The sequence below is a fragment of the Streptomyces sp. NPDC043853 genome, assembly GCF_056436025.1.
This window is the reverse complement of record NZ_JBWKDJ010000008.1, coordinates 318534-331765: the sequence shown is the minus strand read 5'-3', so window position 1 is coordinate 331765 and position 13232 is coordinate 318534. Positions and strand designations below refer to the sequence as shown.

At 70.9% G+C, this 13232-nt stretch carries 10 protein-coding genes and 1 pseudogene; 10 read left to right on the top strand and 1 reads right to left on the bottom strand.

What is annotated here, in order from left to right:
• The 3 genes and pseudogenes from AC067U_RS22915 to AC067U_RS22905 all read left to right on the top strand — a co-directional run.
• Positions 1-1157: pseudogene (locus AC067U_RS22915) on the top strand (hypothetical protein); the annotation flags it as partial.
• A gap of 269 nt (positions 1158-1426) precedes the next feature.
• The gene (locus AC067U_RS22910) at positions 1427-3016 is read left to right on the top strand and encodes a hypothetical protein (protein ID WP_478831580.1); all 1590 of its coding nucleotides are present in this window, start codon (positions 1427-1429) and stop codon (positions 3014-3016) included.
• 308 nt (positions 3017-3324) lie between these two features.
• Positions 3325-4452 carry a hypothetical protein gene (locus AC067U_RS22905; protein WP_478831579.1) on the top strand — a complete coding sequence of 376 codons (1128 nt, stop codon included), beginning with the start codon at positions 3325-3327 and terminating at the stop codon, positions 4450-4452.
• 139 nt (positions 4453-4591) lie between these two features.
• On the opposite strand, the gene AC067U_RS22900 is transcribed toward AC067U_RS22905, so the two are convergent.
• Positions 4592-5029 (bottom strand): hypothetical protein, encoded by a 438-nt coding sequence (locus AC067U_RS22900; protein ID WP_478831654.1) that lies wholly within the window; start codon positions 5027-5029, stop codon positions 4592-4594.
• A 440-nt stretch (positions 5030-5469) separates the two neighbouring features.
• Here AC067U_RS22900 and hemL point away from each other — a divergent pair, with 440 nt between their 5' ends.
• The 7 genes from hemL (at position 5470) to ccsB (ending at position 13223) form a co-directional block, all read left to right on the top strand.
• The gene (hemL, locus tag AC067U_RS22895; RefSeq protein WP_478831578.1) at positions 5470-6792 is read left to right on the top strand and encodes a glutamate-1-semialdehyde 2,1-aminomutase; all 1323 of its coding nucleotides are present in this window, start codon (positions 5470-5472) and stop codon (positions 6790-6792) included.
• 80 nt (positions 6793-6872) lie between these two features.
• On the top strand, positions 6873-7520 hold the full coding sequence (locus AC067U_RS22890) for a histidine phosphatase family protein (RefSeq protein ID WP_478831653.1): 648 nt from the start codon (positions 6873-6875) through the stop codon (positions 7518-7520).
• 194 nt (positions 7521-7714) lie between these two features.
• Positions 7715-8947, top strand: a complete 1233-nt coding sequence (locus AC067U_RS22885; protein ID WP_478831577.1) for a polysaccharide deacetylase family protein — start codon at positions 7715-7717, stop codon at positions 8945-8947.
• A 66-nt stretch (positions 8948-9013) separates the two neighbouring features.
• Positions 9014-9604: a TlpA family protein disulfide reductase gene (locus tag AC067U_RS22880; protein WP_478831576.1), complete on the top strand. Its 591-nt coding sequence runs from the start codon at positions 9014-9016 to the stop codon at positions 9602-9604.
• Between the two features lie 43 nt (positions 9605-9647).
• Positions 9648-10412: a cytochrome c biogenesis CcdA family protein gene (locus tag AC067U_RS22875; RefSeq protein WP_478831652.1), complete on the top strand. Its 765-nt coding sequence runs from the start codon at positions 9648-9650 to the stop codon at positions 10410-10412.
• Between the two features lie 13 nt (positions 10413-10425).
• The gene (gene resB, locus AC067U_RS22870) at positions 10426-12144 is read left to right on the top strand and encodes a cytochrome c biogenesis protein ResB (protein WP_478831575.1); all 1719 of its coding nucleotides are present in this window, start codon (positions 10426-10428) and stop codon (positions 12142-12144) included.
• Complete coding sequence (ccsB, locus tag AC067U_RS22865; protein WP_478831574.1) at positions 12141-13223, top strand: c-type cytochrome biogenesis protein CcsB; 1083 nt, start codon at positions 12141-12143, stop codon at positions 13221-13223. The genes resB and ccsB overlap by 4 nt, the downstream gene beginning before the upstream one ends.
• Positions 13224-13232 lie beyond the last annotated feature (9 nt).

Genomic DNA, 13232 nt, shown 5'->3' with positions numbered 1-13232 from the left:
TGGGCGCTACCGGTGCCACGGGTGACACCGGTCCGACGGGTGCGACGGGTCCGACGGGCCCTGGTGGGACGGGCAGTGTCGGCCCGACGGGCGACACCGGTGCGACCGGCCCGCAGGGCGACACCGGTGCGACGGGTGACACGGGTGCGACGGGTCCGCAGGGCGGCACGGGCGCTACGGGTGACACCGGTCCGACGGGTCCGACGGGCCCTGGTGGGACGGGCAGTGTCGGCCCGACGGGTGACACCGGTCCGACTGGCCCGCAGGGCGACACGGGCGCTACGGGTGACACGGGTGCGACGGGTCCGCAGGGCGGCACGGGCGCTACCGGTGCCACGGGTGACACCGGTCCGACGGGTGCGACGGGTCCGACGGGCCCTGGTGGGACGGGCAGTGTCGGCCCGACGGGCGACATCGGCCCGACCGGCCCGCAGGGCGACACTGGTGCGACGGGCGACACCGGCCCGACCGGCCCGCAGGGCGACACGGGGGACACCGGTCCGACTGGTCCGACCGGTGCGACGGGCTCGCAGGGTGGCACGGGCGACACCGGCCCGACTGGCCCGACCGGTGCGACGGGCTCGCCGGGTGATACGGGTGATACCGGCCCCACCGGCCCCACCGGCCCCACCGGCCCCACCGGTGCGACGGGTCTGACCGGCGCCACCGGCGCAACCGGTCCGACGGGTGCCACCGGTGCCACCGGCGCATCGGGTCCGTGCCAGGACGTCGACTCCTACAACCCCAGCGGCTCGGCCCACGTCAAGGCGATCCTGACGTCCGACGGCCGGGCCATCGGCGGCGCCAGGGGCAGTCAGTCCGCGTCGTGGAACTGGACGCTCCTGAACCCGGCAGGCTCGAACTTCCCCGCGAATGCCTGCCACATCTCCGTCGCATCACAGGCGAACAGCGTCGAGTTCAACGTCCTGACCACCAACAACACGCTGTTCCAGGCGACTTGCAGCTACAACACCCCCACCGACACCCTGGTGATGTGCACTGGCTGGACGCAAGCCACTCCAGTGCTGCCGACGCCTCCGCCGCTCCGGCGAGCCGGGGCTCCGTCGGTGGTTCCGACCGACCCCAACCACCAGCGGAAAGACCTCGACAAGAGCGCCGCTCCCGAGAAGGCCGTGAACCACAAGGCCAAGGAATGACCGGCGCGGCTGAGCCGATCAGGTTGAGCAGGGCCTGACCGCCTGTGCCGTGTCGGGGAGCACCGGGGCGCGGCACAGGCGCATTTGACCGCCGGATTGGGGGCGCCACACCGCGATTTCCCTCTCATGGACCGCCTCAGGTGCGCCGTTGTGTTGAAGTTGCCGCGAGCCTGAGGGGATCGGACGTGCACGCAACCGAATGATTCCGACGGAAGTTGAAGCCCTTCCACCGGACCACCCCCCATTCGGTTCCATAAAGGAGCAAGTGCATGAGTCCTGAGTTCAGGACACGATCCTCGCTCGGCCCGCTGCCCCGCCGGAAGGCCTGGCTGGCGGGCAGCGCGCTCGCGTCGCTCGCCCTTGTGCTCACGAGCGTGGCCAGCCCTGCGGTCGCCCAGATCCAGAACGTCCAGACGGCTCCCGCGGCGGGCGAGGTCACCCCGTCGGGCGGCGGCGAAGAAGACTGCAAGGACGACCACCACGGCCGGCCCGACCGTCCTCACGATGAGTCGGACTGGCACGACGGTCCGGAGGGGGCGTCGTTCGCACTGGACGAGGCGATGGCCCTCGCGTCGGGCAAGTCGCGGGCCGTCCCGCGCATGAACCCGGACGACGACCACGACGACCACGACGACCACGACAAGTGCAAGAACAAGGGCGCCACCGGGCCGACCGGCCCCACCGGCCCGACCGGTCCGACCGGCCCCAAGGGCGACACGGGCGACACGGGTCCGACCGGCCCCGGCGGCACGGGCGCCACCGGCCCGAAGGGCGACACGGGCGACACGGGTCCGACGGGTCCGACGGGCCCCGGCGGCACCGGCGCCGCTGGTGCGACTGGTGCCACGGGTGCGACTGGCGATACGGGTGCGACGGGCGCGACCGGTCCGCAGGGTCCGACCGGCCCCGGCGGCGGCGACACCGGCCCGACCGGCCCGCAGGGTGACACCGGTGCTACCGGTGCCACGGGTGGAACCGGCGCGACGGGTGACACCGGCGCGACGGGTGCTACGGGTCCGCAGGGTCCGACGGGCCCCGGCGGTGGCGACACCGGCCCGACCGGCCCGACCGGCCCGACCGGCCCGACGGGTCCGGCGGGTGACACCGGCGCTACCGGTGCCACGGGTGGGACCGGCGCGACGGGTGGCACCGGCGCTACCGGTGCCACGGGTGGGACCGGCGCAACGGGTGGCACCGGCGCTACCGGTGCCACGGGTGGGACCGGCGCAACGGGTGGCACCGGTGCCACTGGTGCCACGGGTGGGACCGGCGCAACGGGTGACACCGGCGCTACCGGTGCCACGGGTCCGACCGGCGCTACGGGTGGCACGGGTGCGACGGGTGCGACGGGTGCGACCGGCGCCACCGGTGACACCGGCGCAAGCCAGTGCATCGACATCGACTCCAACGAGCCCAGCGCCGGCAACGACGAGGTGAAGGCCGCTCTCTTCAACGGCCAGGCTGTCGTCGGCATCCGAGACCTGGACAGCGACACGACCGACCCGGGTCCGTTCTTCTGGCACTCCCTGAGCGGCCCGAACGCGAACTTCCCCATGGCCCCGCCTGCAACCGACTTCCCCGACAACGCCTGTTCGATCGCGGTCGGCCGCCTGCACTCGGACCACGCGATCTCGGTCCAGGTGCTGACCACGGACGGCCAGGTGTGGGAAGTCCGCTGCTTGGTCGTCGAAGTGAGCAACCGGCCCTCGGGGCAGTTCGACCTCAACTGCACCAGCGGCATGCCGGCGACGGTGGATTGGAACCAGTATCCGTCGACGCCGCCGAACGGGCCGTTCGGCCCGCCGCCTCCGCTCCAGAGCAACCTCGACGCGAACTACAGGCTGAAGCCGAAGAAGTAACAAGCGCCCCTGAGCTGATCGGGAGCTGACCGTGTGTGCCGTGTCCGGCCCCGCCGGACACGGCACACGCATGCCCCGGGCCCTGCCTCCCGCGCGCGGCCGTGCGCGGGATTCTGACTCAGCGGACCACAAGACGGAGGCGGCGCGCCGGGTTTCGCCCTCATGGACCTCAGCGGGCTGCGCCGATGGTTGGAAGCTGCCGCGTGCCTGCCGTGCTCGGGCATGCCCGGAACCGAATGATTTCGGTGGAAGTCCGTACGTCTTCCACCGAATCACCCCTCCATTCGGTTCCGTAAAGGAGCAAGTGCATGAGTCCTGAGTTCAGGACCGGATCGCTCGGCCCGCTGCCCCGCCGGAAGGCGTGGGCGGCGTCGAGCGCCTTCGCGTCGCTGGCCCTCGTCCTGACCGGTATGGCCGGCCCCGCGCTCGCCCAGGCGCAGGTCGTGAAGTCGGTCGCGGTCAGCGAGGTCACCCCGTCGGGCGGCGGTGACGACTGCAAGGACGACCACGGCCGTCCGCGTCCGGACAAGCCGCACGGGCCGGACAAGGCGAAGCCCGGCAAGCCGCGTGGTGACGAGGACGGCAAGCACGACCACGACGGCAAGCACGACGACAAGTGCAAGGACAAGGGCAAGGTCGGCCCCACCGGTCCGACCGGCCCGACCGGCGACACAGGTCCGACCGGCCCGACCGGCGACACCGGTGCTACGGGTGACACCGGTGCCACGGGTGACACCGGTCCGACGGGTCCGACGGGCCCCGGCGGCTCCGGCAGTGTCGGCCCGACGGGTGACACCGGTGCTACGGGTGACACTGGTGCCACGGGTGACACCGGTCCGACGGGTCCGACGGGCCCCGGCGGCTCCGGCAGTGTCGGCCCGACGGGTCCGGCGGGTGACACGGGTGCCACGGGCGACACCGGCCCCACGGGTCCGGCGGGTGACACCGGAGCCACAGGTGCGACCGGCGCGACGGGTGCGACGGGTGCCACCGGTGACACCGGTGCGGCCGGCCCGTGCCAGGACGTCGACGCCTACGAGCCCAGCAACTCCAGCGAGGTCAAGGCGGTCCTGACCGCCGGCAACGTCGTCGGTGGCGTCCGGTCCATTCAGAACCCGACCACCTGGAACTGGCTGAACCTGACCAACGGCACCGGCGAGCCGCCCGGTGCGGACCTCCCCGAGAACGCCTGCTCCATCTCCGTCGCGTCCCAGGCGAACGACGTGTCGTTCCAGGTCCTGACCACGGACAACACCCTGTACGAGCGCCGGTGTGTGCTCCAGAACAACACCGACACCCTGGTGAACTGCACCAACGGCTGGGTACTGGTCACCCCGCCGCTGCCGCTCGTCCTGAACCAGCGCGCCGGCGCACCGCTGACGCCGGGCATGGACCCCAACCATCAGCGCAAGGACATGAAGGCCCTGAAGAAGTAGCGACCACCTGAGCTGATCAGGTGAGCAGGGTCTGACCGCACCACACCGCACCGTGCCGTGCCCGGCTCCGCCCGGGCACGGCACGGGCATGATCGGGCGGCAGACGCCAGGCGGCCGGCCGGCAGCCGCCAGAGAAGGATCAGCCCCACACCAGGCAGTACGGCTGGTGCCCCGCCTCGTGCAGCCGCTGCGAGAAGTCCTGCCACTCGTGCAGCAGCCTGTACACGTTGAACGCGTCGCTCGGACCGCCCCGGTCCGGGACCGTGGACCAGATGAAGGCCGCCGCGCCCACCGACTCCTCGCCGATGTCCCGCAGCGGGTCCACGACCGTCATCGGCAGCTTGACCACCGCGTAGTCGGGGTGCAGGACGACCAGCTCCAGCGGCGGGACCTTGTGCAGGGGTATGCCCTCGATGCCGGTCAGGACCATCGCGGCCACCGTCTCCGGCTTGATCTTGGTGAACATGCCGCCCATGCCGAGCTCGTCGCCGCCCAGCTCCTCGGGGCGCATCGACTGCGGCACCCGGGCCGCCGTCGCGCCGTCCGGGGCGCCGAAGTACTTGTACGTCACCCCCATGGCGCGGCCGCCCACGATCTTGCCGCCGGAATCCCTGCCGACGGGGCCCGAAGCCGGACCCGCGATGGGCAGCGGGGTGATGTCCGCCACCGGCGAGGTGATGTCCGAGACCGGGCCAATGTCCGACATGGGTGTGATGTCCGCGGCCGGATCGGACGTGGAAGCAGCCTCCGCGGACTCCGCCGCGGCCCGCCGGTGCTTGCCCCGCCGGCGCGCTTCCCGGGCTTCGCGGGCGCGCTTCGGGTCGAGGCCGTCCGTACCCTCGCCCGGTCCACCACCGCGTTGCATATCTCCACCCGACTGGTCTTGCCCGCGCCTGCGCCTGCCCTGGCCCCGGCTCCGCGGCCCCCGCCACGCAGCCTGATCATCATGGCAGTGACCTCCCCCGCGCCGCAGCGGTGAAACGCCCGTCCGCAAGCGAAGTCGCGGCCTCTGAGACCATGGCTGGTGTGAGCTACCCGTACACGTATGAAGCCCCAGTTTCGCAGACGCTCTTCGAGCGCGCGTCCCTCGTGACCCCCGGCGGCGTGAACTCTCCGGTCCGCGCCTTCCGTGCCGTGGGCGGTACGCCCCGGTTCATGGTGTCCGGTACCGGTCCGTACCTCACCGATGCCGACGGGCGTGAGTACGTCGACCTCGTGTGCTCCTGGGGGCCGATGATCCTCGGCCATTCCCACCCCGAGGTGATCGAGGCGGTCCAGGCGGCCGTCGCCCGAGGCACCTCCTTCGGCACGCCCGGTGAGGGCGAGGTGGCGCTCGCCGAGGAGATCGTCGCCCGCATCGAGCCCGTGGAGCAGGTCCGCCTGGTGTCCTCCGGCACCGAGGCGACCATGTCGGCGATCCGCCTGGCCCGCGGCTTCACCGGCCGCGCCAAGGTCGTGAAGTTCGCCGGCTGCTACCACGGCCACGTGGACGCGCTGCTGGCCGCCGCCGGTTCCGGCCTGGCCACCTTCGCGCTGCCGGACACCCCCGGTGTGACCGGCGCCCAGGCCGGCGACACGATCGTGCTCCCGTACAACGACCTGGACGCGGTCCGGGCGGCCTTCGCCGCGCACCCGGGCGAGATCGCCTGTGTGATCACCGAGGCGGCGCCCGGCAACATGGGCGTGGTGACCCCGCTCGACGGGTTCAACCAGGGTCTCGCCGACCTGTGCCGCGAGAACGGCGCGCTGTACATCTCCGACGAGGTGATGACCGGTTTCCGCACCTCCCGCGCCGGCTGGTACGGGGTGGACGGGGTCAAGCCCGACCTGATGACCTTCGGCAAGGTCATGGGCGGTGGCTTCCCGGCGGCTGCGTTCGGCGGCCGCGCTGACGTCATGGGGCACCTGGCCCCGGCCGGCCCGGTCTACCAGGCGGGCACGCTCTCCGGTAACCCGATCGCGACCGCCGCGGGCCTCGCGCAGCTGCGGCTGCTGGACGAGGCGGCGTACGACAAGGTCAACGCGGTCTCCAAGGAGATCCAGGGCCTGGTGACGGCGGCGCTGGCCAAGGAGGGCGTGGCGCACCGGCTGCAGACCGCGTCCAACATGTTCTCCGTCTTCTTCACCCCGGACGAGGTGCGCAACTACGACGAGGCGAAGAAGCAGGAAGGCTTCCGCTTCAACGCGTTCTTCCACTCGATGCTGTCGCAGGGCGTGTACCTGCCGCCGTCGGCCTTCGAGTCCTGGTTCGTGTCCACCGCCCACGACGAGCGTGCCGTCGAGCGGATCGCGGCGGCGCTGCCCGCCGCCGCCCGCGCCGCCGCGGAGGCCACGGCATGAGCGGCACCACGGGAAGCGCCACGGGAAGCGCCACGGGAAGCCCTGCGGGCGGCTCCGGCGAGATCACCGTCGTCCACCTGATGCGGCACGGTGAGGTGCACAACCCGGACGGCGTGCTCTACGGCCGCCGCCCGGGCTATCACCTCTCCGACCTCGGTCGGCAGATGGCGGACCGGGTCGCCGAGCACCTGGAGGGCCGGGACATCACGTACGTGGTCTCCTCCCCGCTGGAGCGGGCGCAGGAGACGGCGTCGCCGATCGCGAAGAGCCACGGCCTGGACCTCGCGACAGACGAGCGGCTGCTGGAGGCGGAGAACGTCTTCGAGGGCAAGACCTTCGGGGTCGGCGACGGCGCGCTGCGCAAGCCGGGGAACTGGAAGCACCTGACCAACCCGTTCAAGCCGTCCTGGGGCGAGCCGTACGTCGAGCAGGTCGTACGGATGATGGCCGCGCTGGACGCGGCGAAGGACCGGGCGCGCGGGCACGAGGCGGTGGCGGTCAGCCACCAGCTGCCGATCTGGATCGTGCGCAGCTTCGCGGAGAAGCGGCGGCTGTGGCACGACCCGCGGCGCCGCCAGTGCACGCTGGCTTCGCTGACCTCCTTCACGTACCGGGGGGACAAGCTGGTGTCGGTGGGCTACAGCGAGCCGGCCCGGGACCTGGTGCCGGCGCACCTGCTCGCGGGTGCGAAGCCGGTGAAGGGGAAGTCGAAGGCGTTCGGGGCGTAGTCCCGCCCGCCTGCGCGCAGTCCCTCCCGTCCGCGCGCAGTCCCTCCCGCCCCGCGCGTATCCCTGGCTCAATACCGGCCATGGGCGGCTGTCCGGCTGTGACTGTTTGGTGCGTGGCTGTTACGACTTGGGGTCATTAACCGCCAGGTCCGCAGGGAATCCCCGATGCGGGTGACGGCATCGGGGAGGGTGACATGCGCGGGGTCAGTCAGGTCAGTCGTAGGGGTGTGCTCGGGCTCGGGATAGGCGCGGCGGCCGCGCCGGTGCTCGCGGGATGCGGCAGCGGTGGGGGCGGGAAGTCCCGGTCGGGTGGCGGTGGGGGCGGGAAGCAGGGCGACGCGCCCGCGGCCAAGCCGATCGGTGACGGTTCGACGGCCGACACCGGTCCGCAGCCGAACCAGCCGGAGAAGCCGGTGCCGCTGCAGCCGGGCGAGACCCCGCCGCAGTTCGTGGTGTTCAGCTGGGACGGGGCGGGGGAGACGGGCAACGGGCTCTTCCCGCGCTTCCTGAAGGTGGCCAAGGACCATCACGCGTCCATGACCTTCTTCCTCTCCGGGATATACCTGCTGCCGGAGTCGAAGAAGGCCCTCTACAAGCCGCCGAAGAACCCGGTCGGTGCCTCCGACATCGGCTACCTCAAGGACGAGAACGTCCGGCTGACCCTGCAGAACCTGCGGCAGGCGTGGCTGGACGGCCACGAGGTGGGCACCCACTTCAACGGCCACTTCTGCGGGGGCGCCGGCTCGGTCGGCCGCTGGACCCCGGAGGACTGGCAGAGCGAGATAGACCAGGCCGTGTCGTTCGTCACCGGCTGGAAGACGAACACCGGCTTCACCGACCTCGAACCGCTGCCCTTCGACTACCGCAAGGAGCTGGCCGGCGCTCGTACCCCGTGCCTGCTCGGCCAGGGCAATCTGCTGCCCACCGCGCAGAAGCTCGGCTGGCGCTACGACGCGAGCTCGCCGGGCGGGCTGCAGCAGTGGCCGATGAAGAAGAACGGGGTGTGGGACCTGCCGCTGCAGGCGCTGCCCTTCCCGGGGCACCGCTTCGAGGTCCTTTCCATGGACTACAACATCCTGGCCAACCAGTCGAAGAACACCACCCGGGGCGTGCCCTCCAACTACCCGGCCTGGCGCACCCAGGCGACCGGCACCTACCTCAACGGCTTCAAGCGGGCGTACGAGACGAACCGGGCGCCGCTGTTCATCGGCAACCACTTCGAGGAATGGAACGGCGGCATCTACATGGACGCCGTCGAGGAAGCCCTCAAGGCCATGTCGGACAAAAAGGACGTACGGCTCGTATCCTTCCGGCAGTTCGTCGACTGGCTCGACGTCCAGGACCCCAAGGTCCTGGCCAGGATGCGCCTCCTCCGGCCCGGCCAGGCCCCGGCCGGCGGCTGGAAGACCTACCTCACAGCTGCCTGAGCTGCGGCTGCGCAGAGCCCCGGGGGGCGCGGAAGATCCCCGATATGCTCATGCGAAACTTTTCACATGAGAACTGGCCGCGCCCCCATCCTGCTGACCGCGGTGACCCTCGCGAGCGCCCTCACCCTTACGGCGTGCACCGACGGCGGCGGCAACTCCACCGGCTCGGCCGGCGGCAACTACGTCACCGGACCGAGCGGAATCTCCACCGTCGCCCGGGGCGAGCGCGTGGCCGCTCCCAAGCTCGACGGCGAGACCGTCGAGGGCGGCACCCTCGACACCTCCACCCTCAAGGGCAAGGTCGTCGTCCTCAACGTCTGGGGCTCCTGGTGCGGCCCGTGCCGGACCGAGGCCCCGTACTTCAAGAAGGTGTCCGAGGAGCTGGCCAAGGACGTCACCTTCGTCGGGATCAACACCCGCGACAACAGCAAGCAGAGCGCCCAGAACTTCGAGAAGGACTACGGGATCACCTACCCGAGCCTCTTCGACCCCTCGGGCAAGCTGATCCTCCGCTTCCCCAAGGGCGCCCTGAACCCGGCGGCCATCCCCTCCACGATCGTCATCGACAAGGAGGGCAAGATCGCCGCGCGTGCCCTCACCGCGATCGACGACAAGCGGCTGCGGCAGATGATCGACCCGCTGCTCGCGGAGAAGTGACCTCGTGAGTGCCCTTGTGAGTGCTCCCGTGAGTGCCCCCGCGATGCTCCTCGCCGCACAGGACGTCGGCGTCAACGAGACCGTCATGAGCGGCGGCCTGCTGCTGGCCGTGCCCATCGCGCTGCTCGCCGGACTGGTCTCCTTCTTCTCGCCGTGCGTCCTTCCCCTGGTCCCCGGCTACCTCTCCTACGTCACCGGGGCCAGCGGCGCCGATCTCGCCGAGGCCCGGCGCGGCCGGATGCTCCTCGGCGCCAGCCTGTTCGTCCTCGGCTTCACCGCCGTGTTCGTCTCCACCGGGGCGCTCTTCGGGCAGTTCGGCACCACCCTCCAGGGCAACCGGGAGATCATCTCCCGGGTCATGGGCTTCCTGGTGATCCTCCTCGGGTTCTTCTTCATGGGCTGGATCCCGGGTCTGACGATGCGGGAGTTCCGCTTCCACAAGAAGCCGGCGGCCGGCCTGGTAGGGGCGCCCCTGCTCGGGGTGCTCTTCGGCCTCGGCTGGGCCCCCTGCACCGGCCCCACGCTCGGCGCCCTGGTGACGCTCTCCATCAACGAGGCCAGCGCCGCCCGCGGCGCCGCGCTGACCGCCGTGTACTGCGTCGGCCTCGGGCTGCCCTTCATCGTGACGGCCATAGCCTTCCGCAAGGCGCTGGGCGCGTTCGGCTGGGTGAAGAAGCACTACGCGTGGGTGATGCGGATCGGCGGCGCCATGCTGATCCTCACCGGCCTGCTGCTCGTCACAGGAATCTGGGACAGCATCGTGTTCGAAATGCAGGGCTGGGCCAGCGGCTTCACGGTCGGGATCTGAGGACGACAGGCACATGAGTACGACGGACAACACCAAGACCGCCACTCCGGCGGACGCCGCGGAGCCGGGCTCCGGCGACGGCGGCCTCGGCGAAGCCGGGTCGCAGCTGTCCACGGCACCCGCCGAGGACACCGCGCCCCCCGGCATCGGCGTGATCGGCTGGGCCCGCTGGTTCTGGCGGCAGCTCACCTCCATGCGGGTGGCGCTGCTCCTGCTGCTCCTGCTCTCCCTGGGCTCCATCCCGGGCTCACTGATCCCGCAGACCCAGGTCGACCCGCTGAAGGTCGAGCAGTGGAAGCGGGACCACGATTTCTGGGTTCCGGCCGCAGAGAAGCTCCAGCTCTTCGACGTCTACACCTCGTTCTGGTTCTCGGCGATCTACCTGCTGCTGTTCATCTCGCTGATCGGCTGCATCGTCCCGCGCACCTGGCAGTTCGTCGGTCAGCTCCGCGGTCGCCCGCCGGCCGCGCCGAAGCGGCTGAACCGGCTGCCCGCGTACGTCGCCTGGCCCACCGGGGCCGCCCCCGAGGAGGTCCTCGCCCACGCGAAGACCCTGCTGGCCGGCCGCCGGTTCCGCACCGACACCGCCGAGGACTCGGTCTCCGCCGAGAAGGGCTACCTCCGCGAGGCCGGAAACCTGGCCTTCCACATCGCCCTGATCCTGATGCTGGTTGCCTTCGCAACCGGTCAGCTCTTCAAGTCCGAGGGCGGCAAGCTGGTCCTGCGCGGCACGGGCTTCTCGAACGTGCTCCCGCAGTACGACGACTTCAAGTCCGGCAGCCTCTTCGACACCGACGACCTGCCGAAGTTCAGCTTCAAGCTGGACCGGTTCGACGCGACCTTCGAGAAGACCGGCCCGCAGAAGGGCACCCCGCGCGACTTCAAGGCGTACGTCACCGTGAGCGAAGGCTCCGACGGTGCGCCCCGCAAGGCAGAGATCGAGGTCAACGAGCCCCTCGACATCGACGGCGCCAAGGTCTACCTGCTCGGCCACGGTTACGCGCCGGTCGTCTCGGTGACCGACCGGGCGGGCAAGGTGATCTTCAAGGACGCGGTGCCGATGCTGCCGCAGGACTCGAACCTCACCTCCTCCGGCGCGGTCAAGGTCACTGACGGCTACCGCGACAAGGACGGCAAGAAGACCCAGCTCGGCTTCGCCGCCTGGTTCGTGCCGACCTTCGCGGGCCACAACAAGGGGAACATGTTCTCCCAGTTCCCGGCTCTGGACTTCCCCGTGCTCGCGCTCAGCGCGTACCACGGCAGCCTCGGTGTGGACTCCGGCCTGCCGCAGAACGTGTACCAGCTCGACACCCGCAAGATGAACAAGTTCCCCGGCAAGGACGGCGGGGTGTTCAAGCAGATGCTCCGGCCCGGGGAGACGATGACCCTGCCCGACGGGGCCGGTTCGGTGAAGTTCGAGGGCATCGAGCGCTGGGCCACCTTCCAGGTGTCCCAGCAGCCCGGCAACGGACTGGCCCTGGCCGGGGCGGCCGCCGCCATCGTGGGCCTGGCCGCTTCCCTGTTCATCCAGCGCCGCCGGATCTGGGTCCGGGTGAAGCCGCTCCCGGGCGGTGTGACCCTGGTCCGCATGGCGGGCCTCGGCCGCAGCGAGTCCGCGCGGCTCGCGGAGGAACTCGCGGAGCTGGCCGCCGCGCTGCACGACAAGGTGCCCACGGCCCCGCAATCCGCTGCCGAACCCGACGAAGAAGACCTTGAAGGAGAGCGCGAATGACGACGACGCTCGCAGTCGCGGCCAACGAGAACCTGGCGCAGATCAGCAACTACCTGATCTATTCCTCGATGGCGGTCTACACGCTCGCCTTCCTCGCGCACATCGCCGAATGGGTGTTCGGCAGCCGCAGCAAGGTCGGCCGTACGGCGGCCGCCCTGACCGGCGGGGACGCGGCGGTGCCCGCCGTACAGGTCCGCACCAAGGGCGGCGGTACGGCCGTCCTGGAGAAGCCGAAGGTGATCACCCGGTCGGGCAGTGGCACCCGGGACGTCCCGGACGGCCCCGGCGCGGCCGGTGACACCGAGAAGGGCGACCTCTACGGCCGGATCGCGGTCTCGCTGACCGCCCTGGCCTTCCTGGTCGAGGCGGCCGGTGTCGTCGCCCGCGCGATGTCCGTGCAGCGGGCCCCCTGGGGCAACATGTACGAGTTCTCGATCACCTTCTCCACGGTGGCGGTCGGCGTGTACCTGGCACTGCTCGCGGCCAAGAAGAACGTGCGCTGGCTCGGCCTGATCCTGGTCACCACCGTCCTGCTGGACCTGGGCATCGCCACCAAGTGGCTCTACACCGACAGCGACCAGCTGGTCCCGGCCCTGGACTCGTACTGGCTGTGGATCCACGTCTCCACCGCGATCTTCTGCGGCGCGGTCTTCTACGTGGGCGCCGCCGGCACCGTGCTCTACCTCTTCCGCGACTCCTACGAGGCCAAGCTCGCGGGTGGCGGCAAGCCCGGCTCCTTCGCCACCTCGGTGCTGGAGCGGCTGCCCTCCGCGGCCTCGCTGGACAAGTTCTCGTACCGGATCAACGCGGCCGTCTTCCCGCTGTGGACCTTCACCATCGTGGCCGGCGCGATCTGGGCGGGCGACGCCTGGGGCCGCTACTGGGGCTGGGACCCCAAGGAGGTCTGGTCCTTCGTGACCTGGGTGGCCTACGCCGGCTACCTGCACGCCCGGGCCACCGCGGGCTGGAAGGGCCGCAAGGCGGCCTACCTGGCGCTGTTCGCGTTCGCCTGCTGGATCTGGAACTACTACGGCGTGAACATCCTGCTCAACGGCAAGCACTCGTACGCGGGCGTCTGACCGGAGCGG